The sequence below is a fragment of the Ruegeria sp. CF8 genome, assembly GCF_056537285.1.
The window spans coordinates 100,001-123,214 of the sequence record NZ_JBQFRG010000001.1 but is presented as its reverse complement, the minus strand read 5'-3'; the positions used below and the strand labels follow the sequence as shown (position 1 = coordinate 123,214).

Below are 23,214 nucleotides of genomic sequence, written 5' to 3'. Positions count from 1 at the left end.
AGATTACCCATGGAAAACTATCACTTCGAAGACGCAAAATGGTGTTTTGCAACCAGACGTATCGATCAGAGTCTGGCGTATGGACTGCGTCAGGACTTTGCACAGGCGCAACCCGGAGATCTGATCCTTGGCCGTGTCACCTCCATCGGCAACCATCAACGGATTCAGTTGCCCGCAGGGCGGCCCGCAACCCTGTATCCGGGTGATCTTGTTGTGTTGCCCTGCGGCGCGCGATACGCGCCCGACCAGTTCGAAGGGCTTGCCGAGATCGACAAAAAGGGCAGCGATATGCTTGCAGGCGGGGGCTGTCTTGGACGCATGGTGCATCGGAACGAGCGTATCAAACCCCCGACCCGCGTTCAGCCGCTGGGACGTATCACATCAAAGGACGGCGTTGTTCTAAACACCGGTGATTTCGCCCTGCCCGGACGCACAAGACCGGCGCAGATTCCGGTAATCTGTGTGGTTGGAACCGCGATGAATTCTGGTAAAACAACAGCAACGGCGGCACTGGCCCACGGTCTGACCAAGGCCGGGTGGCAGGTGGCCGTGCTGAAAGGCACAGGGACTGGCGCGTTTGGAGATTACAACTCCTTTGTCGATGCAGGCGCGTCCTTTGTGGCCGATTTTACCGACGCAGGCATGGTCACCACCTATCTAGAACCCATGCCGCGCATCGTTGCGGGCATTGATACGCTTCTGGGCGAGTCGGAAGCCTTCGGCTGCGACATAGCGGTGATGGAGTTGGCAGACGGCATTTTCCAGCGGGAAACAGCCGCCCTGCTGGCCGACGCTTCCGTCCGTGACCGGTTCTCAAAGTACCTATTTGCCTGTGCCGATCCGGTCGCAGCCGCTGGGGGTGTAGCTGAGCTGGGCCGAAAAGGCATTCGCCCAATCGCACTGACAGGGATGCTGTCATGTTCGCCTATGGCGGTCGAAGAAGCTCAGAATGCCACGAGCGTTCAGGTTCTGACACGCAGTCAGCTTCTTGATCCGGCCTATGCAAACACATTGGCCGCACGCGCCGGGATTGAGCGGGCCCGGCACGCCGCATGACCCCCCCGGAACTGCTTGAGGGTCAAAGACGTCGCCTTTTTGTCTGGATTCTGTTCGCAACCCTTTCGCAGGCCACCGCTCTTGCAGCGGTGGCCATTGCAACGCGCACGGTCTTTGTCGCCTTGCACACCGGATCAGACCTGCCGGTTTTTCCGATTGCAATCATCGGGGTGGCAGGGCTGTGCAGCGCGCTGATGCAACTGGTCTTCAGGACACTCGCGGAACGGTTGGGCCAGAACTACGCCAAGGACGTCCGCCTGAGGCTGTTCGATCACGCAAGCCGCAGCGACCAACGTGATCTGGACCAAAGGCGCATGGGTTATCATGTCCTGCGCTTTACCGGAGACCTGTCGGCACTACAGGATTGGCCGGGCCTTGGTCTGCCACGGCTTATTCAGGCTGCTGTTCTGTTGCCCGTCGCGACAGCTGTGTTGATCTACCTTGACCAGCGGTTTGTCTGGGTGGCGGTCTGCGCGATCCTGCCCTCAGCGCTTTGGGCGGCGCTGACACAGCGCAAACTTCTGGACGCGCACAGCCAATTGCGAAAACTGCGGGCGCGGCTGGCAGCAGATGTCACCGAGCGCCTACCGATTGCGCCAAGGCTTTCGGCGCTGGGACGGCGCCACATCGAGATGAAGTCGCTGGACCGTCGGGCAGACCGCGTGGCCGATGCGGCCTGCGCTCGCCGGGGTCTGAGCGAAGTCCGAAAAGCCGTGCCAGAGTTCTCTGCCGCAATCGCCGCAAGCCTAATCATGGTGATCGGCGGAACTGGCGGCCTGTCTGCGGGAACAATCGCGGCCGGTTTGGCGGCTCTGGGTCTGATGATCAGACCTTTGCGCAATGCGATGACCTCCAGCGATTATGCTGCAAAATACCATGCGGCCCACAACAACCTGTTGAGGGCCTTAAACCGCCCGCTGGCGGCATCCCGAAGCGCAAAAGCTCGTCTGCGTGAGGAACCCGTTTCGGTCGAAATCACCACCACACATGGCCCAGATTTGAAAATACGCCCCGGGGAACAAGCCATTGTTTCCAGCACAATGATGGACCAGATCGAAATCGCACTGCTTGGCAACGCAACACCTGAGGATATGTCTTTGAAACTGGACGGCAATGATTTTTCTGAACTGACCCCGGGAAGCCTGCGCCGAGCTGTCGGCGTTCTCACCGATCAGCCGCTAATCCTGAAAGGAAGCCTGCGCCGAGCCTTGACTTTAGGTTTGCGTCGACGACCATCGGATGAAGAAATTACTTGGGCAGCGGAGAGCGTTTCACTACAGGATACCATCCTTGAAATAGGTGGCTTGGAGTTCAAACTAGCAGAGCGCGGCGCGAACCTAACAGTCGATCAGAAACTTGCCGTTTCATGTCTTCGACTTGTTCTCCAGAAACCCAAGATAATCCTAGTTCGAAATGCTAAGTGCATGCACCTGAATTCATTGTCGTTTTGGCGGCGCGCAACGAAGATCGCAACACTTGGTGAATTCCGCGCTAGTTAACTTGTTTCCGACGCACATAGATTAAGAGCAATCTAAACGCCTGCGACTTGGACGAGACTTGCATTCGTTTGGAGTGCTATTTTCCTAACACACCAAACGAACTCTATGCTCAATGACCGCCTGCGACGCCTTCAGCCCGGGCGCGCGCCCGGCGTTGGCGGTAGCTTGGAAGTAAGACAAGAAGCACCGCGATTGCCAGCAGACCCAGTGTCATCGGTCGTTGCCAGATAAAGCCCATCCCGTCGTAAAGCTGCATGACGCGCAATAAATTGTTGTTCAGCGGCCGTCCGAGGAGAAGCCGATCAACAGCGGTGCCAGCGGGTAGTTGGCAAAGCGTAGGATGGTGGCGGGAAGTGTCGCAAACTTTTGGAACGGCCAGAGCCGGCGACTTACTGGACACATCTATCCTGCGAGCTCAGCAAACATCCGAAATTCCGAGGTCGCAGCGCTAGAGAATTGCTGCTTCTGGATTATGTTGTCGACCTCAATTCCGACCAGAGTAGCCGATGCGGACTTGAACCCGCACATGTGCCGCATGCGACGCTTGATAACCGATGATCCTGCTCGATCAGGTTATTCAAGTACTTTGAACTGACTGTTTGAATTTTGGCGGGGCGAACAAACCGTTTAAGGATTTTGTTCACCTCTAGAATACCCGCTGCGTTGGCGCCACTTTTGTCGATGACAATCTTGCTCGGGTTTCCATTCGAAGACAGCGCTTAGGCAAAGAACCGTGCTGCTGCTGGACGATTCCTCCGCTCAGACAGCATGAAATCAAGGGTATTTCCTGCATTGTCGACGGCCTTGTAAAGATACTTCCAATTGCCGCGAACACGAACATATGTCGCGTCCATTCGCCAGGAGCTAAGCGTTAGGTGTTTCTTCGATTGCGCTCTTGCTGCGATCATCGGTGAATACTTCACAACCCACCTGTTGAGAGTGGTATTGTCCACCAGAGCGCAGCGTTCTGCCAGGATTTCCTCTAAGTCCCAGTACGACACTGTGTATCGCAGATACGGGATCATTCGCATTACGGTTCTCGGGAATGCATGGACTTGCGCCGGACGCGTCAAGATCCCAGACGGAAAGCTTATAGCCCAAAACTTCACGCTGGAGTGCAGAGGATGGGTGAAATCCGGCGTGGGCACTGTCGTGCCGCAAGGCGAGTTCTTTTCACGGGTGAACTACAAGCTCAGCAACGGAATCAAGGGACACGTTGAACTGTCCTGACAATCGGCCCGCTAACACGGGGGATGAACACGGCCACGAACGACTCGCGGCGATGCCAGGTGCAAAGGATAAGTCCCCGCGTCGCGCGTGGAAAAAGACCCCCGAGGTGAGTATCCACCCCAGGGGGTCTCAATTTAGAGAGGGTGGTGGGGAATTCGCAAGCTCAGATGCAGTGTCCATTCTCTCACTCACTTGTGTCTCAAGAGTTTGGCCGATGCGTCAATCGCATACCATTTTGATGCTATGCATCGACCAAACGGGAACCTGATTGGGAACTTCCTCCCGAACCTGATTGACGGAGAAATGCAGAACTCTGGAAATATCGGTAGTATATTCTGGGGCCAAAAGGTTTTTGTACCTTGTAAGTATTTTTCCACTCAAACGATACCGGAGATGATTGAAGTGTCCGGAGCACCGCATCCCCGACGACTGATAGAACAATGGGAGTCCGAGGTGCTTCACCGGTCTAGCGAGCTTTCGCAGTTTGCGGTAAGCTATGAGGCCGTGTCTGGGCGCGGATACCGTGCTGTTGGCCTGTCGCCGACCACAAAGATGCATTCTCGGGTATCCTTCCGAACCTCATCGCCCCAAAAGCCCCTGTAAACCGCCAGAAATTCTCTGCCAGAAAACTGTTGGCAGGTGAGCCTAAATCCATAGCTGCACCGAATGTATTCTCTCATGGCGCTACTTCACCACACTCATTCTGTTAGATTTGAACATTGCACAATTTGCTTTGGTGATTCCGCCACCACATATTTCTGAGAAATTTCCTTGCTTAACCGCAGAACTTTTTTGTTCCCTCCTGGGTGCCAAAGATCGTCGACTGACAAAAAGCCGAAACAGTTTTTTAGGCGTCGGGGTGAAAACGCATAGCCAGCCATTGTTCGATCGCTTAGGCCCATTGAGGCCAGTTGCCTTGCATACCTCGGACTCAACGGTTGCCGGGAAACCCACAATATCAGAGGATTAATCCCGTAACTTTCGAGAAAGTTTTCTGTGCGTTGGCTCAGGTCGGCATAGGATTCAAGGTCTTGATCAGAGACAGCTCCGTAGTCTCTGGCATCGTTCCAACGGTTTGGACCTCCATGCCAAACAAGAAGAGATCCTGGAACGGCCAGAATTTTCTCAGCCATTGGTGGCAAGTAAATCGCACAGCTTGAAAAGCAAAACCCATCGACGATCAATAGGTCGATGCCATTTGCGAAACTCTCCGCCGCAGCCAACCATGAAGACACGTCCCCTCCATAAGAACGGGCGACAACTGTCTTGACTTGCATTAGCTGGTTTCGTGAGATGATCGCTTGGGCGGCTGAAGAAGATATCGCACCATAGATACAAAGCAAGTCACCGTCGAAGAGAATTCCTTGCGCATGTTTGAAGGCCTTTTCGTCGAACGCGGTCTGGCAACGTACGAGCGCGTTCGAAGCCTCAAGATCCAGCTCCGCTTCGGCCTGAACGGCCTGAGCCACAAAGGTCGCGCCGACGAGCCATGCTACCAACAGTATTTTTTTTAAGTCAAAGCTCAACCAGATCACTTTAGTTCGATATAAATCCGTTTGCGCTCCAGCACGACGGGAATGCTCTTTCGCGCCAATTCGATGATCTGTTTTTCTTCTGCTAGTTCCTCAGGCGTAAGGTTTGCATCCAGCGACACAGATTCGTACCGAGCGGCCAATTCCAGAACCTTCTTTCGATGCTCCAGCGGAACCAGAACTTCCCGAGCGACAAATTTCAGCTCGGTCCCACATTCGGACTTCGGGCAAAGAAGGATCGCCTGCTGTTCAAGCACGGTCACCACGGCCTGTTGACGCGCACCGAAAAGAAACTCTACCCGACGGTTTCTTGCTTCTCCAGCCCGGGTATCATTGTCGGCAATCGGCATGTGCTCACCGAATGACACCGCGAAAATGCGGGCTTGGTAAATGCCACGCCGAACCAATGCTTCAGCTACACTCTGTGCCCGCTTTTGGCCAAGGTCCATATTGAATTCAGCACTCCCGCGCCAATCCGTATGACCGCCAATGAACAGCGCCACATCGGGAGGCTCCAGTCGCAGATTTTCGGCGATGATGTCCAGAAAAGGCAGCGCTTCTTGGCGGATTTCCGTGCTGCCCGTGTCAAAGAAGACATCCGATTTGGCCACGACCCGCAGTACTGGAATATCGACCGGGAAATCGGCCAGCCCATGCATGTCACGCGGCATAACGGCAGCCGAATAGTCAAAGCCAGCCTGCCCTTTGGACAATCGCTGCAACCTTTGGAGGCGGAAATTGTGCTCTATTTCAACCGTCTGCCACGCCTCGACCGTGCAGGGTTCGCCATCTACCTCACCGTCCTTGCAAAGCGATTGCTGCGCAGACACGCCGCACGCGGAAAAAAGGATGGCCGCTGCAAACGCAGCAGCCAGACTTGTTCGAAACTTACCAAAGTCCATCTGGAATCTTTCGCAGGTCCAGTTTGAAGGCGTCGCCTTGGCTTTCCTGTTCCTCGGTAAAACAGGTCTGATCACTGATCTCTCCAGCAACAGCATCCTGCGCCACAGTCATGTTCAGGCTTCGGTAACCGAGAAATGGCATGTGCTGGCCACATTCAGGATCAGAACCTGCAGACACACTGTACGACTGGGCAAACTTTGAATCGCCGATATAGTCGCATTGACCGTTTCCAGAACAGGTCAGAGATCCCGAGATCGGAACCGGCCGTTGCCCATCGCGATTCTCTTCGATCCACGAGTGAACAAGACTTCCGTTGCGGTCGGTGGCAAGACGCATGCGGACGGGAAACTTGCCAAAACCACCGATTTGCCAGGCGCCCTGATAGAACTCGACCTTCGCAGGTTCAGGAGTATCGGAGATTTGCCCCGACGAGTCACTGTAGCTGGCAACTTGCGCAGAAGAGCTAAGAAAGAACGCGTCCAGATAGGCTGCAACTTCGTCTGATACGCCCGCGCCTCTTGAGACGATGTGAAGTTCCGCCCGATCAAAATCAATACCGGCCTGCTGACCATCCGCAAAGCCCAATCGGCGCACGGTCTCGACATCACCATCCGGAAACTCGTACTTAGACAGATCGGTAAAAATGACCACGCGCGGGACACCGTCGCTAACGTTGACGACCGCCCCTCGCTTTAGTGAAGACACGAGGGCACCATCGCGGAAAGCCGCCGGGGCTACATCCTGCGCGCCAAGCCCGCGTACTTCATCCACCAGCTTGAAAACAGATTGGCGTCGGAACTCTTTCGTGTCTGCTTTCCATTCACTCAGCCAATCTTTCCCGATAAAGATGGACAACTTGGAAGATTGCCCCTGCAGTGCCGCCCGTTCATCCGAAGAAAAGACCGGAACACATCCAGTCACTAAAGGTTTGGAACCGGACCCCGCAGCGTTGGTAGCTACAACAGTCACTCGCTCGCGTGGAGCCAGCTTGATCTGTGAATTTTCCGGGGACGCATCCAAATATGACACGGCAAACTGCCGCCAATCCTGGTTTTCCTCAGAAGCACCGGTCTCGGCTGCTTCCGGTGAAATGACCGTACCGTCAATGATGAGAACGGTCTGGCGCAATGCCTCAGGCAAATCCTCGTACGAACAGTATCGCTCGTTGGTGTAAGGGGCCGCGTGCAACGCGCCCCCCGAACAAACAGCAAAAACGTAGGCGAATTTTTGTAGTCGTATAAAAGCCATGGTGGTCACAGATACTTCATTTGCAGGGCAAGCGCCGAGTATTCTTCCCGTGAAATCGTCGCGTACTCATCACTTCGTTCCAGCGGTTTTTGCAGCACACTTTTTTCGGTGAGCCGTTGAACAAGAGCTTCACGGTAGTTCATCAACAAACCCAAAACCTTCTGGTCTTGTGCTTGAACCTGACGCAACATTTCACGTGCTTCCTGATGCTCAGGAATTGAGGACATGGAGTCATTCCGGTTGCTGATGTCCTCCAACTGGTTTTCCAAGGTGGCATCGGCTTGCTGAAACGCACGCTTTGTCTCTTTTTCAGCGCGTTGTTTCAGAGAGTTGTATTCCTTCTCTTCTTTGCGAAGCTCTTCTGCCCGCGCCGGGAAATTGGGGTCGGCATCATGCGTGAAATAGGCCAGCAACACGCCCAAGATCCAGACGAGGATATTGCCCAGCATTGACCCACCGATAACACGCATCGCGCTTGCGCTGTTTCCACCGGTAACAAGAGTCTCTCTCATCAGCTCATCAAAATAAATCACTCGACCCCACCAGACCGCGGCCAGCGCTATGCTCAGTGCGGTCAGACTGAGGCTTAGCATCATCCAGCCAGAACTGATTTCATCGTCGCGACGCGCTGGATCGAACCGATAGCGGAACTGACAGATCATGGTTCCGAAACCATGGGCAGAGCCGGCGATTGCGGCAGCTACAACCAGCGAGGTTCCCAATGCAATTGCGGGTGAGAAGTATTCGATCGCAAGGAACGACTCGTAGTTGATCGCTAGTTCTGCAACCGCGATCAAAAGGATTCCCAGCATATATAAGATCGGATTCGGAGACTTCGGCTCCCGCTTGTGCTTATTGCGCAAAGTTTCAAAGCGGCTGTTTTTAATCGCCAGATCGCTTTTGGAACTGTCGATCTTCTCGAACAAAACCTTGTTTTGCTCGCGGCAGTTTGCCATCGCTTCGCGCTTGTTGAGAACGCGTTTGTCCTCAGCTTCGTTTCGACGCCGTTCATAGAACAGAGGTTCACCATGCACAGTTCGCTCTGCCTCACCGAATTTGGCGTCAATCTCATCCAGTGCGGCCCGACGGTTTGCCATGATGTGCAGTTGAAACCAATTCGCCATGGCCGGCGTAAGATACGCCGGCACTGCCCCAACAATGTCGGTCAGCATGATCTTAGATTTGCGGGCTTCGTCCTCCGCCGCTTGCAGAAGCTCGGACCCGGTTGAACCACCCTGCGAAAGATCCATCGAAAGATAAGCTGAGTTAGCGCTGCGAATTTGACCATCCATGCTTACAGCCCTCCCTTGTATGGTTTGAAATCTCCGTCGGTCGAGCACCACATTTGGCCGCCGAGATTTGCACTTTGCCCTTCGACAGTCACTGTTTGGCTGACGTAGCGACAGTATTCCTGCTTGGGTTGCTCACTGCTCGCGGCTGAGGCTGGAATTGCCGAAAACAAGCTGTCGCTAAGCTTTTTGGGCTTCGGTCGTGGCTCGACTTTGGTGGTTACGGTTGCCTTCTTCCCGGATTGGGTGGTGAAGCTTTTCTTGCTGGAACGGTTGGACAAGGCCGCCTGTTTCTGCGCTGCTGCGATACGTGCCTGGTCCTTTTCATGAGCCACATGCAAAATCACACCGCAAGCAGCGCCGCCCAGCGCGAAACCGACTGCTGCACCTTCGCTACCCGCCACATGCGCACCCAAAAGGGTGCCGCCAATAACGGCTCCGCCGCAAGCTAACGTTTTCTGTTGAGTTGTCATTCCTGCGCACCCTGTCAGCGCCACCAACAGCACCGGAACGCAACCCAAACGAACAAACCGACCTACAGCGGCTTCACACAACCCTATCAAAGTGGCACCTCCATCTTATTTTAATTTTCACTTCCCACACCCAGTTTTTATTGCGGCGACCAAACTTGCCGCCTGATATTTTTGGCCGAATTTTGACCGTTAAAGATCATCCGTTAGCGAATGGTTAACTAACCTCGAGAAGTCAGGATTGGCTTGGATTAACCCGACAGACCACACCTGATGCGCACGCTGGAATCAAAGGATCTGCAGCTTCGGAAACTGCGGCCCCGAGCCGCTGTTTTGGGGTTATTGACCATCATGATATCGAGCACCAATTTCTACTTATGAGTGATCAGCGCATGACGAAACACTGGAATCTCAATCCCTATCTCTCGACTCAATTTGATTGATTACTGAGCGTCCGAAAGGTATTCAAGCCCGCTTCGCATTGATGTAATTTTAAATCTTGTTTAAAAAAAGTATCTTAACTTCATTCTTCTTCAACTTGCTAATTTACGTGCTCTTGAGATTTGTTTACAGCCAATCTCCGCAAGAGCAAGCGAAATGCACCCATAAGGCGATCAAACAATCCGAACTTTTTAAGCGTTGCACAAATAACTCACAACGCGGCACACAGCGTTTGAATTCATAACCAAAATGACCATCAAGCTTGCTCAGAAAGCCCAATTAAACAGCTGCCAAGCGACGTCGGCGCTTGAACACGAACATGTCTTCCTTGGCGCAAATCAAGAGCCGAACGAGCGCCGGGTTGGCTGGTCATCGCTCTGACCGCCAACATGAGAATTAGGCCCTTGGAAAAATTAATGTCGAAAGACCCTCTGCCGAGTCTTCCTCAAAACCACTAAACCGTTTCGAATGGTATCTTTGTTACTCAATGGTACGCTCCATTCGCGAACACAAATTTCGCGCGGAGTTGCTTCACTATATGGCAACTCTTCATTTGGGCAAGCAGCTTGAAGTGTAATCAGCGCAAGCAAATCCGAGGGGGAAAAGAACCGTTCACTCGATTATCAACCGCACTCTTACACGGATCCCCCTACTTGTGATCTTTACTATTGAAGTAGAGCAACGGTTTCGTAGGACCTTTACCCGAAGCTAGTCGCTCTCGTATTCAAGAAGATCCTCATAAGAGTAAACCGAGGAGATTTCCCCTTCTAAACCCGGAACGAACCTGGGGTCTTTCGGCAAACATCCTATATCGCAGATTTGGCGCACTTCCATTCGCTCTGTGTCTACGTACCACAAACGCCCGCCTGGCGTTGATACAAAGCCGTCGATACCTTCATCTTCATCTGCTTCAATATCTGCAACGCTTGGAACTTCCGAACTGTATTCTGGATCGAACCTCCCGTGCGTGTGATAAGACAAAACAAGCACCAAACCGTTTTCGTTCTGATCCCAAAGGCAGCTTTTGTTGTCACCACGCTGAGCGGGGGTAGCAACAAGTTTACCGTCTGGATCATATGCAAGGTAGCCGCAATACTCTGTGTTATTGCTGAAAGAAATACCCTGCAGGCTGGACAATGTCGCTTTCGCTACACTGATTTCTTCCTGTGATTGGGCTAGGGTCGCCGCGGGTGGCCAGAGTGTCAAAACCGCTAAGGTATAGCCAAGGCGGCGTATGGCTTCACACTTGCCGTCTGCAAAGCAAAGTCGATGGACTGCGAAAAGAAGGCAAAGCCCAAAAAAAGCAACAATGCTAAACTCGATCATGTCTTGCTCCTTGTTACGTACCCAATAAGAACAGTGCTACCGCTTCAGGGATCGCCTTATGAAAGGCGCCAACTGCGACAAAAGCAAATCCGTTCATCGCTGCTGGATACTTCTGGACATCCTGTTGCGCCTTCCCAGTGCTTTTCCAGCCCGACTTGTCGTTCGACTTTGGTCTATCTGCGTTGTCTTCGGCTGCTCGGGCTGGTGAAATTTACAGCGAAAAGGCCGCTCTACCTGTCCCTACAGATGTCGCCGTAAATCTCAGCTTTGCAGCAACCGTTGTCCATAGGGTGTCAAGGATGACCCTAAAACAACGGATAAACACTTTGGTCTGACATGTCTCATAAACGCAAGAACTGCTGTAGAATTTGCGCTATTTTCGCAGCATGTACGAGGTCGGAAACCCCGTTCCCCACACATATTGTTTTATTTTTATGTATAGATAGCGAAAAGATACTCAAAGTTCATCAACGAAACTGGCCGATAGGCACAACTCAATGGCAATTCGTATTCTTCGAGAACCGTTTCTTCATTTCCTTCTGATGGGTGCGGGAATCTTCGTACTGTTCGCACTGGTTGGAAGCAACGAACCTGACACTGAGGCGATTGATATCACCCAGACCGATATCGAAGCTTTGGAACGGCAGTTTGAAGCCATTAGGAGGCGAAAGCCCGACGGGGAAGAGTTGGATGCGTTGATTACCAATCTCGTCCTTGAAGAAGTCCTGGTGCGCGAGGCGCGCGCCTTGCGCATGGACGAACAAGACCCGATCATTCGCAACCGCCTGCGAAAGAAGATGGAGTTCATTGCGACTTCGGCCGCAGGTGCGGCATCGCCAACAAAAGAGGATCTGGAGGAGGTCTATCGCGCTCATGCGGGGGAGTTTCGAACTCCGCCTCAGATTGGGTTTGAGCAGGTGGTGCTTGATCCCGCATTTGTTGCGCAGGCCGAAACCATTTTGGCCACGCTGAATGATGGACGCACGCCTGAAGGGTTGCGGAATCTGACCCTTCTGCCTTCCCAGGTAACGCTCGCTCCGACTGTTCGAATAGACGGCGTGTTCGGTACTGGATTTGCCGCAGCGCTGGAGCAGCTTCCGGATGGCCATTGGGCAGGTCCGGTACAATCCGGCTATGGGCTGCATCTGGTGCGGGTGATTGACAGGACCTCAGCCGAACTTCCCGATCTGGCAGATGTTGAAGACAAAGTGCTAGCCAAGTGGTGGGAAATTAACCAGTCAGTGGTCAGAGATGCGTTTGTGCAGGGATTGCAGCACAAGTACCAAATCACTGTCGAAAATGACCAGCGGGTGGTCAACTGATGCTGCGCCACATTGCGTTCATTCTGGGTCTTGGCGTGCTGACCATCTTTCAGGCGACAGCTGTACATGCCCACGCTCTTGAACCGGGTTATCTTGAGATCACCGAAACCGGCCCAGAAAGCTATCGCATATTCTGGCGAAAACCGGATGTGCAGGGGCAACCGATGGCGATTGACGTCAGCTTGCCCGAGCAATGCGAAGTTGCCCATCCCCCTGCCCCGTATTTCGATGGCGCGGCCTGGGTGTCGAGTTGGGAGACCGTCTGCGGCGGCGGGATCGCAGGGGCGAACTTGGAAATTCCCGGCCTAGAACACACGCAAACGGATGTATTGGTACGGGTGCACCTGTTGGCTTCGCCCGCGACCAGCACACGCCTTACGCCGACAGAAACCACATTCCTCATCCCTGCCGAAACCACCCGCCTGTCGGTACTGGTGACCTATGTGGGATTGGGGACCGAACATATTCTTGAAGGGTTCGACCACCTGCTGTTCGTTTTCGCCCTGCTTTTTCTGATCCGCGACGTCTGGCGGCTGATCGGAGCAATCACCGCATTTACAGTTGCCCACAGCATTACACTGGCCTTGGCGTCGCTTGGGTTGCTTCACGTGCCTGCTCCGCCAGTTGAAGCCGTCATTGCATTGTCTATCGTGTTTCTGGCGGTCGAAATCGCCAAACGGAACCACGACACACTGCGCCTGTCTGAACGATGGCCCTGGATCGTGTCATTCTCGTTCGGGCTGTTGCACGGTCTGGGCTTTGCCGGTGCTCTCAGCGAGATTGGGCTGCCCCAGGGCGATATCTTCATTGCGCTCCTAGGCTTCAATATCGGTGTCGAGATTGGCCAATTGCTGTTTGTTGGTGTTGTCTTGATGCTTGGCATTGTGTGCACACGGCTTATTCCTGCCGCAGCCCGCATCCAAACCGAACGGAAGGGCCTGGCAGATATCGTTGTAAGCTACGCGATTGGCGCAATCGCATCCTATTGGCTTGTAGAACGTGTTGTGGGATTTTGGACGTAGACAATAGACCAAAGCAGCCCGTCAGTTTCGGGGCGCAATTTTCCGTGGGTCTATTTTTCGGCGTTAGTGTCCCTGACAAATCACAGCGTTCACTACCCAGAAGCCAACCACCGACCAAACAAGCGCTAAGTGTGGCAATTGTCCAATTTACGGCAAGGTTATACTGCGCTTTTCGCGGGTCGCTTCATGGGTTTGCGTTGCCCCACCCGCTTCGACACGGACTGACAGTTTTTCCGTTCCACTGAATTTCTCGAAATAGGCAAAATCAATGCTGTCCAGCAAGCTCATGTCCTGACATTGGACAACATAGTCAGCCTGAAACTCTGCATGACTCTCGTTGGGGGATATTCCGGAGGCAGCACCGTCGGTATCGACCTGACCCGCAATGTCGTGTGTCAGGATCACATTTGCGGATGCGGTGAAACATCCTGCTTCTTCCGGGACAACAAACAGATCCAAGGGCTCGGACAATTCAGAAATCGCGATAGCGACTTGCGTACGTTCGTCATCGTTGGAAACCGGAGCCTCAAATCCCACGATATCTACGCTGGGCACATTGAGTTTCAATGAAAACCCTGTCTCAGTCAGAACAATGTCCAATTGGCCTGTGCCATGTTGATGAGGCGATGTCACCTGCGTTGCTTGCGCTGCAAGAGCCGCGGGAAACAGGAACATGGCCAGGACTGCACACTTCATTAACCAAACCGCCACAAACAGAATCACAACGCTGATTCTAGCGCGAATCAACCGGCGTGCAATTGCAACGGCCTGTTCCGACCCCACCAGATATGGGGAGTTTAGTAGCTCTGGGCTTTAAATTTATTTCCGACAATAAAAGTCAGGTTGACTTTGCTGAGTAATTAACTCAGTTATTCAGGCGCAATGCGAGCGGGGCATTCCCGCACAATCAGACAAGAAAGCACCAATTCCATGACCAAGTTGTTTTTTGCCGCCAGCGCTCTGACACTTTGCGCAGCGACCGCCGCTTTTGCCGGTGACGCGCCCGCCAAGGCAGATGTACTGGAAAACTACGCCAATATTGCCGAAGCAAAATTTGATGACAGCCTGATCGCAGCCAAACGCCTGCAAGCAGCCGTTGATGCGCTGATCGCGGAACCTTCGGATGCCACATTGAACGCGGCCCGCGCCGCCTGGATCGCAGCACGCGTGCCCTATCAGCAAACCGAGGTTTACCGCTTTGGCAACGCCATCGTTGATGAGTGGGAAGGTAAGGTGAATGCATGGCCGCTGGACGAAGGTCTGATCGATTATGTCGATGCGGCCTATGGCGGCGCCACCGACGAGAACGAATTTGCCGTGTTGAACGTCATCGCCAACCTGAGCTTCGAGTTGTCGGGCGAGTCCATTGATGCCAGCGAAATCACCCCCGAGCTGCTGAGCGAAACGCTGCACGAGGCCGATGGAATCGAAGCCAACGTGGCCACAGGCTATCATGCGATCGAGTTCCTGCTGTGGGGGCAGGACATGAACGGCCATGGCGCAGGTGCAGGCAACCGCCCGGCCACCGACTATGTGCAAGGCGATGACTGCACTGGCGGCAATTGTGACCGTCGCGCCCAATACCTGAGTGCTGCGACCAATCTGTTGGTCAGTGATCTGGCCTGGATGGCAGATCAGTGGAAGGAAGGCGGCGCCGCCCGTGCCGCCCTGATGGAGAATGAGGCTGCAGGCGTCAGTGCGATCCTGACCGGTATGGGGTCACTGTCTTACGGTGAGCAGGCCGGTGAACGCATGCGTCTGGGGCTCATGCTGAACGATCCCGAAGAAGAGCATGACTGCTTCTCGGACAACACGCATAACAGCCATTACTATGACGGTCTGGGCATTCAGAACGTCTATTTGGGCAGCTACACGCGCATCGACGGAACACCGGTTTCGGGCGCGTCCCTCTCGGATCTGGTTACCGCAACCGACCCGGCGCTGGACACCGAGATGAAGGCGAAACTGGCCGCAACCATGCAAGCCTTGGGCAAGATCAAGTCGACTGCGGAAGCAGGGTTTGCCTATGACCAGATGCTGGAACGCGGCAATGAAGGTGGCGAGGCCCTGATCATGGGTGGAGTCAACGGTCTGGTCGATCAAACCAAAACCATCGAACGCATCGTAACAGCACTTGAACTGGACGGGATCGCGTTTGAAGGGTCCGACAGCCTGGATAACCCCAACGCCGTATTCCAATAACCCCCGAGCGGGCCGGGAATATCTGCTTTCCGGCCCGTATCCCTACCTGATCGCCTGAAAAACCCGAGCCAACGACAATGATTGTCTGCCACTGCACCAACATCTCTGATCATGATATCCGCGCCGCCATCGACTGGATGCGTACGGCGGATCCACAGACCATTATCACCCCCGGCAAAATCTACCATGCCCTTGGAAAGTCAGCGGATTGTGGCGGGTGCATGCCTCTTTTCCTAGACACGATGCGGGCAAGCGATAATCTGGAAGTCCCCATGCAACTGCGTGCCTTACGCGCAGCAGTAACTCAGGAGAAAGAAGATGAAGGGCGATCCAAAGGTCATCGAATATCTCAACAAATCTCTGCGGCATGAGCTGACCGCAGTCAGTCAGTACTGGTTGCACTACCGGCTGCAAGAGGACTGGGGCCTTGGCCACATGGCCAAGAAAAGCCGCGAGGAAAGCATCGAAGAGATGCAGCACGCGGACAAGCTGATCGAGCGGATCATCTTTTTGGAAGGCCACCCCAACCTGCAGAAACTGGACCCGCTGCGTATTGGGCAAACACCCAAGGAAACACTGGAATGTGACCTTGCCGCCGAACTGGACGCGCGTGCACTTTATGCCGAGGCGCGCGATCATTGCCGCGAAGTGGGCGACTATGTCTCCATGTCGCTGTTCGAAGGATTGATAGCGGATGAAGAAGGTCATATCGACTTCCTCGAAACGCAGCTCGACCTGTACGAAAGGATCGGCGAAGCAAATTATGCGCAACTCAACGCGTCAAAAATGGACGAAGGCGAGTAGCCTTTTTACCCTTATGGTGGCCGCCTTTGCGGCCGCCCCTGCCCTGTCTGCGGATCTGAAGGATCTGCATCTGAACATCACCCCCCGAACCATGGATGAGCGCGCCCGCATCGCCCTCGTCACAGCCCCGCCGCTGGATTTCAGCGTGCCGCAGCCGTTTGAAGAGCTCTCTGCAGGCGCCGCGACTGTACGCGTGCGCAATAACGCAGATGCGTTTTCACAGCCCTCTGGCAACCTGAGTTTCGATCAGGAGCTGGACTTCAAGGTCGGCAATGGATTGTTCAAAAAAATCTGGGTCTCGTCGCCTTCTTCCACGCTGGCCTCTGACGGGTTGGGGCCGCTGTTCAACGCGCGATCCTGCCAACGCTGCCATATCAAGGATGGGCGCGGGCACACTCCGAACGGACCTGAGGACAAGGCGATTTCCATGTTCCTTCGGATCTCGATCCCCGGCGCGCCAGAAGATGGTCCTGCAGGAATCGAAGATTACATCGCAACCCTGCCGGATCCCAACTATGGCGGACAGATGCAGGACTTTGCGTTGGCAGGGCATCCGGCAGAGTACCGATTGGATATAGCGTACAAGGAAATCCCTGTAGAGTTATCAGAGGGTGAAACCGCTTCACTACGCCACCCGACCTATCAGGCTGCAAACCTGGGCTATGGGCCTCTGCACCCCAACGCGATGCTGAGCCCTCGTGTCGCACCTCAGATGATCGGGCTAGGTCTGCTTGAAGCGATCCCTGTCGAAGATCTGTTGGCACAGGCTGATCCAGACGACATGGATGGCGATGGTATTTCAGGGCGCCCCAATATCGTCTGGTCCGTCGAATATGGGGCACCGATGATGGGTCGGTTCGGGCACAAGGCCGGTATGCCAACCATAATGGAACAATCGGCAGCGGCCTTTGCCGGCGATATCGGCATATCCAGCCCGTTCTATCCCGCGCCGCAAGGCGATTGTACCGAATTGCAGGTGAACTGCGTTGAAGCCCCGCATGGCCACAATGACGTGCGCGGGTTCGAGATTGATCAGCAAGGCATGGATCTGGTCGCCTTCTACAGCCGCAATCTGGGCGTTCCCGGTCGCCGGGATGTGGACAGCCCAGAAGTGCTGCGTGGCAAAGAAGTGTTTCACGCCACAGGCTGCGCGTCCTGCCATACGCCGTCGCATGTAACCCACCGCATGGAAGACCGGCCCGAGCACAGTTTTCAACTGATTTGGCCTTACACCGACCTGCTGTTGCATGACATGGGCGAAGGTCTGGCAGACAATCGCCCCGAGGCCCGCGCAACGGGTCGCGAATGGCGCACGCCACCTTTGTGGGGCATTGGTCTGACCCAGCGTGTATCGGGTCACACACAATTCCTGCATGACGGACGGGCGCGCAATCTGCTAGAGGCGATCTTGTGGCATGGCGGTGAGGCACAGGCTGCGCGCGACACAGTTGTGTCGATGCCCAAGTCAGACCGCGATGCCTTGATCCGTTTTCTGGAAAGCCTTTGACACATGCGCTACCTGCCCCTCATCGCCGCATTGATCATACCCGTCGCGACACTGGCGCAGGATCGCGCGCCAATCCTGATGGATGTGACCGAAACGCATATCCTGCCCCGGTTCGACAAGTTGCGCGAGACAACCGGCGCACTCGTAAGTGCCGCCTTAGTAGATTGCACCCCGACCTCGCCTGCGCTGCGTGCTGCATATGATGACGCCTTTGACAGCTGGATTTCAGCCAGCCACTTGCGATTTGGCCCAACCGAGGTCGATGACCGCGCATTTGCGTTGGCTTTCTGGCCTGACACGAAAGGGTTCACCGCGAAGGCGCTTTCACAGCATATCGCGACCGAGGATGAAGCAGTGCAAAGCCCCGAAGCTTATGCCGAGACGTCCATCGCGGGGCGCGGGTTCTTTGCGTTGGAGCGGATGTTATACGATCCCACGTTTGCCGATCAAGGCAGTGCAGAGTACCGCTGCGATCTTATTCAGGCGATCACGGCGGACATTGACGCCAATGCCCAAGCCATAACAGAAGGCTGGCAAAGCTACGCGCCCAGCCTGACTCAACCCGGAGACAACAGCCCGTATCGGACACAGGACGAAGCCCTGCAAGAGCTGTTCAAAGCCCTGTCTGCAGGGCTTGAGTTTACTGCCGATACACGACTGGGCCGCCCTTTGGGCACATTCGACCGACCGCGTCCCAACCGGGCCGAAGCGCGCCGATCCGAGCGGTCGCTGCGTCACGTAGAACTGTCGCTGATCGCCCTGCGCGACCTGGCGGCGCGTTTGTCCTTCGATCATCCCGAAATCGCAGCCGATCTGGACGCCGCCTTTGCCCGCGCAATCGAGAACGCCCAATCCATTGACGATCCCGCGCTGGCCGGTGTCGCTGACCCGCAGGCCCGATTCCGCATCGAAGCCCTGCAACAATCCATTCGGGATATCCGCGGTATTGCCGCCACCGAACTGGGTCCGACCCTTGGGATCAGCGCAGGTTTCAATTCGCTGGACGGGGATTGATCTGTGCCCTCACGACGCCATTTTCTGGCCGGTCTGGCCGCGACAACCCTGTCTCCGATCCAGGGATGGGCGAGCGTCGGTGCTCCTGACTTTCTGGCCGCAGGGCTTTTTCCCGATGGCTCGTACCGGTTCGCGGGGTTGGATGAACAAGGCGAAACCCTGTTTACTGTGCCCTTGCCCGCTCGCGGACATGCAGCCGCAGCGCACCCGTACAAGGCGCAGGCTGTCGCCTTTGCCCGCCGCCCCGGAACATTTGCCATAGTCGTTGACTGCGCCACCGGCGCGCAGCTTGCACAGCTAACCGCCCCAGAAGGTCGCCATTTCTATGGCCACGGCACATTCTCGGCGGACGGCGCGGTTTTCTTCGCAACCGAGAATGACTACGAGGCCGGGGTAGGCCGCATCAGCATCTGGGATGCGGAAAGCTATGAACGTATAGGTGAATTCTCCTCAGGCGGCATCGGTCCGCACGACATTCGCCTGATGCCCGATGGGCAAACTCTTGTAGTCGCCAATGGTGGGATAGAAACACATCCCGAAACCGGGCGCACGAAGCTGAACCTGCCGGTTATGGCCCCTAATCTGACCTATCTGAGCCTGTCCGGCACTGTTCTGGATCAGGTTTCGTTGCCTCAAGATCTGCATAAGAACTCGATCCGTCATCTGGCTGTTCGGCAAGATGGGCTTGTAGGTTTTGCGATGCAGTGGCAAGGCAGCAGCGCCAAGCATCCGCCCCTGCTGGGCCTGCACCGTCGGGGTGAAAATCCTCGTCAGCTGACGGCCCCCGACAAGGATCAAAGCGCGCTGCAAGGCTATGCGGGCAGCATCGCATTTGCGCCAGATGGTGCGACCATTGCCATCACTTGCCCGCGCGGCAACACATTGCATCAGTTCGACACAGCCAGAGGGGCCTTGACGAACGCCTTTGCGTTACAGGATGTGTGCGGCTTGGGCGCAGGGACGGACGGGTTGGTCTTTACCACCGGAACCGGCCTGTTTGGCGTATTGAACGGTACTTCGCCTGCGATCCGCGCCCATAAGAAGTGCCAGTGGGACAATCATTTGATCCCGATCCGCCGCATCGCGTAAAATTCGGTTTTCACTATCACATAGTTTACACTTGGAAGAATCAAGCTGCTGCCGTATTGGCGGGCGCGAAACTGGCACCCCTACGTTAAGGACCGACTTGATTGAAACAGACGCCCGACGCACCGCATTCCATCTACGGGGTTGAGAAATGGGGCAAGGGCCTCATTGAGGTGACGAAACAGGGCGAGATCGGTCTGCGCAATCCAATGGCGCCCGAGGCTGAAGCAATCAGCCTGCCGGGCATCCTGAGCGATCTGGATGACCGGGGCATCAAAGCGCCGATGGTTCTGAGGGTAACTTCTTATCTGGAACATGAAATCGCGCATCTGAACGAAAGTTTCCACGATGCCATCGCACGCGTGGGGTACAAGGGATCCTATCGCGGTGTCTTCCCGATCAAGGTAAACCAGCAAGCGCAGGTGGTCGACCGGATCGTCGAGTTCGGTAAGAAGTACAACTATGGCCTCGAGGCCGGGTCCAAGCCTGAACTGGTGGTAGCCCTTGCTCATCGGCTGGCGTCTGAGGCGCTGATCGTCTGCAACGGTGTCAAGGATGCCGAGTTCATCCAGCTGGCGATTCTGTCTCGTAAGATTGGTTTCAACACAGTCATCGTTTTGGAAAGCCCGAAAGAGGCAGACACGGTGATCAAGGTCTACAACGAACTGGGCATCGAACCCTTGATCGGTGTCCGGGTCAAACTGACTAACCAAATCAGCGGTAAATGGGAAGAAAGCTCGGGTGACCGGTCTGCTTTTGGCATGAACACAGATCAACTGGTCGCTACGGTGGACAAGCTAAAAGTAGCCGGATTGTTGCACTGTTTGAAGCTGCAACACTCGCATCTGGGCAGCCAGGTGCAAGACGTCAACGATGTCCGCCGTGCTGTGGGCGAAGCCTGCCGATACTACACCGAACTCACCCGCGAGGGCGTGCCCCTGACCCACCTCGACCTGGGCGGCGGTATGGGCGTGGACTACACCGGTGAGAAGAAGGCCGCTGAAAACTCGATCAACTACACGGTCGAAGAATACTGCGCCAATGTCGTCGAAACCGTGGCCTACGCGATGGATGAGGCCGAGATTGCCCACCCCACGCTGGTCACCGAAAGCGGGCGTGCGGTTGTCGCGACGTCCTCGATGCTGGTGTTCAACGTGCTGGAAAGCACCCTCTATGACGCGCCCAACGGCCCCGAGGTCGAAGCAGACGACCATCACCTGGTCTCAGACCTCGCCGCCGTGCACGGATACCTCAGCAAAGACCGCCTGCAGGAATGCTGGAACGACGCCACCTTCTACCGCAATGAACTGCGCGCCCTGTTCCGCCGCGGCTATGTTGACCTGCGCCAAATGGCCCGCGCCGAACGTATCTACCTGTCGCTGATGGCTCGCCTCAAGGCGCTGGCCGCTTCTGACGAACTGGACACGGATGTGGACGAGCAGCTTGAGAAAGTCGCCGATATCTACCACTGCAACTTCTCGCTGTTCCAATCCCTTCCCGACGTCTGGGCCATTGATCAACTCCATCCCATCGTACCGCTTCAGGGCCTGAACCAGACACCCGACCGACGCGCAGTCCTGTCCGACATTACTTGCGACAGCGACGGCAAGATCGACCGCTTCATCCTGGCCGATGGTGTCTCACCCAGCCTGCCAGTGCATTCGCTGCCTGAAGACGACGAATACTTCATGGGTGTCTTCTTTGTTGGCGCTTATCAGGAAACACTGGGCGATCTGCACAACCTGTTCGGCGACACCAATGTCGTTACCATCGACCTGCGCGCCGATGGCGGCTTTGACCTGCTGCACGAACAAGAGGGCGACACGATCAGTCAGGTCCTGTCTTACGTCGAATTCGATCCGACCGATTGCGTCGCCGCGTTCCGCAAAATGGTGGACGAGGCGATCTCGACCGGTACTCTGAAAGCCAAGGACCGCAAAACCCTGATGAGCGCCTATCGCGACTCGATCAACGGCTACACCTATTACGAATAACCCCTATGAGAGGAGATCACCCCCATGGGTTCACTTAGTGGCAAAACACTGGTTGTCGGCGCGGGCGGCGTATCCCACGCAGCCGTGCACAAGATGGCGATGAACTCGGACATCTTCACCGAAATCACCCTGGCCAGCAGAACCAAGTCGAAGTGCGACTCCATCGCCAAAGCGGTGAAAGAGCGCGTGGGCGTTGATATCGCCACCGCTGAACTGGACGCCTACAAGGTTGAAGACACGGTCAAGCTGATCAAGGAAACCGGTGCGGAAATCCTCGTGAACCTCGCGCTGCCCTATCAGGATCTGGTTCTGATGGACGCGTGTCTTGAGGCAGGCATCCACTACCTCGACACCGCGAACTACGAGCCCGAGGATGAGGCTAAGTTCGAATACCACTGGCAATGGGCCTATCAGGAACGCTTCAAAGAGGCGGGCCTAACCGCCATCCTCGGTTCAGGCTTCGATCCGGGCGTGACCAGCGTCTTCGCGAAATGGCTGAAGAAGCACAAGCTGGATACCATCCGTCAGATTGACGTGCTGGACGCCAATGGCGGCTCGAACGATCAGGAATTCGCCACCAACTTCAACCCGGAAATCAACTTGCGCGAAGTGCTGGCCGAAGTGCGCCACTGGGAAGGTGGCGAGTGGAAACACTCCCCCGCCATGACTCACAAGGTCGAGTTCGACTTCCCTGCCATCGGTCCCAAAAACATGTACCTGATGTATCACGAGGAACTGGAGTCGCTGTCGACCCACTTCCCCGAGATCGAGCGCGCGCGCTTCTGGATGACCTTCGGCGACGCCTATATCACCCACGCAAAAGTGCTGGAAAACGTCGGTATGACCCGCATCGACCCGGTGATGCATGACGGCAAGGAAATCATCCCGATCCAGTTCCTGAAAACCCTGCTGCCCGATCCCGGTGATCTGGGCGCGGAAACCAAAGGCAAAGCCTGCATCGGCGACATCGCAACAGGTCAGGCCAAGGATGGCTCAGGCGAAAAGACCTACTACATCTACAACATCTGCGACCACGAGGAATGCTATGCCGAGGTCGGCTCCCAGGCCGTCAGCTACACAACCGGCGTGCCTGCGATGATCGGCGCGGCACAGGTGCTGAAAGGCAACTGGACCGATCCGGGTGTTTGGAACATGGAACAGCTGGACCCGGATGATTTCATGGACATGCTGAACACCCACGGTCTGCCATGGCAGGTCCACGAACTCGACGGCCCGGTCGAGTTTTAACTTCATCTTTTCCTAAATACT

19 protein-coding genes and 2 pseudogenes are annotated in these 23,214 nt (G+C 55.3%); 12 read left to right on the top strand and 9 right to left on the bottom strand.

The genetic code is table 11. The features are described 5' to 3' along the window. The first annotated feature begins 9 nt into the window (after positions 1-9). On the top strand, positions 10-1,056 hold the full coding sequence (locus ACR0EV_RS00595) for a DUF1611 domain-containing protein (RefSeq protein ID WP_480798328.1): 1,047 nt from the start codon (positions 10-12) through the stop codon (positions 1,054-1,056). Beyond that, complete coding sequence (locus ACR0EV_RS00590; protein WP_480798327.1) at positions 1,053-2,555, top strand: ABC transporter transmembrane domain-containing protein; 1,503 nt, start codon at positions 1,053-1,055, stop codon at positions 2,553-2,555. The genes ACR0EV_RS00595 and ACR0EV_RS00590 overlap by 4 nt, the downstream gene beginning before the upstream one ends. A 109-nt stretch (positions 2,556-2,664) precedes the next feature. On the opposite strand, the pseudogene ACR0EV_RS00585 reads toward ACR0EV_RS00590, so the two are convergent. From ACR0EV_RS00585 to ACR0EV_RS00550, 8 genes and pseudogenes are all read right to left on the bottom strand, one after another. Next, positions 2,665-2,903: pseudogene (locus tag ACR0EV_RS00585) on the bottom strand (tripartite tricarboxylate transporter permease); the annotation flags it as partial. Between the two features lie 54 nt (positions 2,904-2,957). Further along, positions 2,958-3,586: pseudogene (locus tag ACR0EV_RS00580) on the bottom strand (IS6 family transposase). 897 nt (positions 3,587-4,483) lie between these two features. Continuing rightward, positions 4,484-5,311 (bottom strand): hypothetical protein, encoded by an 828-nt coding sequence (locus tag ACR0EV_RS00575; protein WP_480798326.1) that lies wholly within the window; start codon positions 5,309-5,311, stop codon positions 4,484-4,486. A 5-nt stretch (positions 5,312-5,316) separates the two neighbouring features. Next, entirely contained in the window at positions 5,317-6,219 is a 903-nt protein-coding gene (locus tag ACR0EV_RS00570) for an OmpA family protein (RefSeq protein ID WP_480798325.1), read from the bottom strand. Further along, positions 6,206-7,468, bottom strand: coding sequence for a hypothetical protein (locus tag ACR0EV_RS00565; protein ID WP_480798324.1), 1,263 nt, complete (start codon positions 7,466-7,468; stop codon positions 6,206-6,208). Before ACR0EV_RS00565 ends, ACR0EV_RS00570 begins: the two co-directional genes overlap by 14 nt. A 5-nt stretch (positions 7,469-7,473) precedes the next feature. Beyond that, positions 7,474-8,760: a hypothetical protein gene (locus ACR0EV_RS00560; RefSeq protein WP_480798323.1), complete on the bottom strand. Its 1,287-nt coding sequence runs from the start codon at positions 8,758-8,760 to the stop codon at positions 7,474-7,476. A 2-nt stretch (positions 8,761-8,762) separates the two neighbouring features. Next, on the bottom strand, positions 8,763-9,230 hold the full coding sequence (locus ACR0EV_RS00555; protein WP_480798322.1) for a hypothetical protein: 468 nt from the start codon (positions 9,228-9,230) through the stop codon (positions 8,763-8,765). Positions 9,231-10,376: 1,146 nt separating this feature from the next. After that, positions 10,377-10,994 carry a DUF4329 domain-containing protein gene (locus ACR0EV_RS00550; protein WP_480798321.1) on the bottom strand — a complete coding sequence of 206 codons (618 nt, stop codon included), beginning with the start codon at positions 10,992-10,994 and terminating at the stop codon, positions 10,377-10,379. Positions 10,995-11,491: 497 nt separating this feature from the next. Here ACR0EV_RS00550 and ACR0EV_RS00545 point away from each other — a divergent pair, with 497 nt between their 5' ends. Together ACR0EV_RS00545 and ACR0EV_RS00540 are read left to right on the top strand one after the other, a co-directional pair. Beyond that, entirely contained in the window at positions 11,492-12,316 is an 825-nt protein-coding gene (locus ACR0EV_RS00545; RefSeq protein ID WP_480798320.1) for a peptidyl-prolyl cis-trans isomerase, read from the top strand. Next, positions 12,316-13,338, top strand: coding sequence for a HupE/UreJ family protein (locus tag ACR0EV_RS00540; protein WP_480798319.1), 1,023 nt, complete (start codon positions 12,316-12,318; stop codon positions 13,336-13,338). Before ACR0EV_RS00545 ends, ACR0EV_RS00540 begins: the two co-directional genes overlap by 1 nt. Positions 13,339-13,485: 147 nt before the next feature. Here the strand turns inward: ACR0EV_RS00540 and ACR0EV_RS00535 are convergent, their stop codons facing one another. After that, positions 13,486-14,013, bottom strand: coding sequence for a ZrgA family zinc uptake protein (locus tag ACR0EV_RS00535; protein WP_480798318.1), 528 nt, complete (start codon positions 14,011-14,013; stop codon positions 13,486-13,488). A gap of 255 nt (positions 14,014-14,268) precedes the next feature. Here ACR0EV_RS00535 and ACR0EV_RS00530 point away from each other — a divergent pair, with 255 nt between their 5' ends. From ACR0EV_RS00530 to ACR0EV_RS00495, 8 genes are all read left to right on the top strand, one after another. Beyond that, on the top strand, positions 14,269-15,540 hold the full coding sequence (locus tag ACR0EV_RS00530) for an imelysin family protein (protein ID WP_480798317.1): 1,272 nt from the start codon (positions 14,269-14,271) through the stop codon (positions 15,538-15,540). 77 nt (positions 15,541-15,617) lie between these two features. Continuing rightward, positions 15,618-15,911: a (2Fe-2S)-binding protein gene (locus ACR0EV_RS00525; RefSeq protein WP_480798316.1), complete on the top strand. Its 294-nt coding sequence runs from the start codon at positions 15,618-15,620 to the stop codon at positions 15,909-15,911. Then, entirely contained in the window at positions 15,859-16,344 is a 486-nt protein-coding gene (gene bfr, locus ACR0EV_RS00520) for a bacterioferritin (protein ID WP_171238592.1), read from the top strand. The genes ACR0EV_RS00525 and bfr overlap by 53 nt, the downstream gene beginning before the upstream one ends. A 13-nt stretch (positions 16,345-16,357) precedes the next feature. Next, a complete protein-coding gene (locus ACR0EV_RS00515) occupies positions 16,358-17,851 on the top strand; it encodes a di-heme oxidoreductase family protein (protein ID WP_480798996.1) in 1,494 nt (497 codons plus the stop codon). A 3-nt stretch (positions 17,852-17,854) separates the two neighbouring features. Continuing rightward, positions 17,855-18,865 (top strand): imelysin family protein, encoded by a 1,011-nt coding sequence (locus tag ACR0EV_RS00510; RefSeq protein ID WP_480798315.1) that lies wholly within the window; start codon positions 17,855-17,857, stop codon positions 18,863-18,865. 3 nt (positions 18,866-18,868) lie between these two features. After that, entirely contained in the window at positions 18,869-19,954 is a 1,086-nt protein-coding gene (locus tag ACR0EV_RS00505) for a DUF1513 domain-containing protein (protein ID WP_480798314.1), read from the top strand. A gap of 101 nt (positions 19,955-20,055) precedes the next feature. Then, a complete protein-coding gene (speA, locus tag ACR0EV_RS00500) occupies positions 20,056-21,945 on the top strand; it encodes a biosynthetic arginine decarboxylase (protein WP_480798313.1) in 1,890 nt (629 codons plus the stop codon). Between the two features lie 24 nt (positions 21,946-21,969). Then, entirely contained in the window at positions 21,970-23,193 is a 1,224-nt protein-coding gene (locus ACR0EV_RS00495) for a saccharopine dehydrogenase family protein (protein ID WP_480798312.1), read from the top strand. Positions 23,194-23,214 lie beyond the last annotated feature (21 nt).

Bases quoted from the DNA above. Each gene is read 5' to 3' on its own strand.
- ACR0EV_RS00595 (WP_480798328.1), top strand. From the start codon at position 10: ATGGAAAACTATCACTTCGAAGACGCAAAATGGTGTTTTGCAACCAGA.
- ACR0EV_RS00590 (WP_480798327.1), top strand. From the start codon at position 1,053: ATGACCCCCCCGGAACTGCTTGAGGGTCAAAGACGTCGCCTTTTTGTC.
- ACR0EV_RS00570 (WP_480798325.1), bottom strand. From the start codon at position 6,219: ATGGACTTTGGTAAGTTTCGAACAAGTCTGGCTGCTGCGTTTGCAGCG.
- ACR0EV_RS00565 (WP_480798324.1), bottom strand. From the start codon at position 7,468: ATGGCTTTTATACGACTACAAAAATTCGCCTACGTTTTTGCTGTTTGT.
- ACR0EV_RS00560 (WP_480798323.1), bottom strand. From the start codon at position 8,760: ATGGATGGTCAAATTCGCAGCGCTAACTCAGCTTATCTTTCGATGGAT.
- ACR0EV_RS00555 (WP_480798322.1), bottom strand. From the start codon at position 9,230: ATGACAACTCAACAGAAAACGTTAGCTTGCGGCGGAGCCGTTATTGGC.
- ACR0EV_RS00550 (WP_480798321.1), bottom strand. From the start codon at position 10,994: ATGATCGAGTTTAGCATTGTTGCTTTTTTTGGGCTTTGCCTTCTTTTC.
- ACR0EV_RS00545 (WP_480798320.1), top strand. From the start codon at position 11,492: ATGGCAATTCGTATTCTTCGAGAACCGTTTCTTCATTTCCTTCTGATG.
- ACR0EV_RS00540 (WP_480798319.1), top strand. From the start codon at position 12,316: ATGCTGCGCCACATTGCGTTCATTCTGGGTCTTGGCGTGCTGACCATC.
- ACR0EV_RS00535 (WP_480798318.1), bottom strand. From the start codon at position 14,013: ATGTTCCTGTTTCCCGCGGCTCTTGCAGCGCAAGCAACGCAGGTGACA.
- ACR0EV_RS00530 (WP_480798317.1), top strand. From the start codon at position 14,269: ATGACCAAGTTGTTTTTTGCCGCCAGCGCTCTGACACTTTGCGCAGCG.
- ACR0EV_RS00525 (WP_480798316.1), top strand. From the start codon at position 15,618: ATGATTGTCTGCCACTGCACCAACATCTCTGATCATGATATCCGCGCC.
- bfr (WP_171238592.1), top strand. From the start codon at position 15,859: ATGAAGGGCGATCCAAAGGTCATCGAATATCTCAACAAATCTCTGCGG.
- ACR0EV_RS00515 (WP_480798996.1), top strand. From the start codon at position 16,358: ATGGTGGCCGCCTTTGCGGCCGCCCCTGCCCTGTCTGCGGATCTGAAG.
- ACR0EV_RS00510 (WP_480798315.1), top strand. From the start codon at position 17,855: ATGCGCTACCTGCCCCTCATCGCCGCATTGATCATACCCGTCGCGACA.
- ACR0EV_RS00495 (WP_480798312.1), top strand. From the start codon at position 21,970: ATGGGTTCACTTAGTGGCAAAACACTGGTTGTCGGCGCGGGCGGCGTA.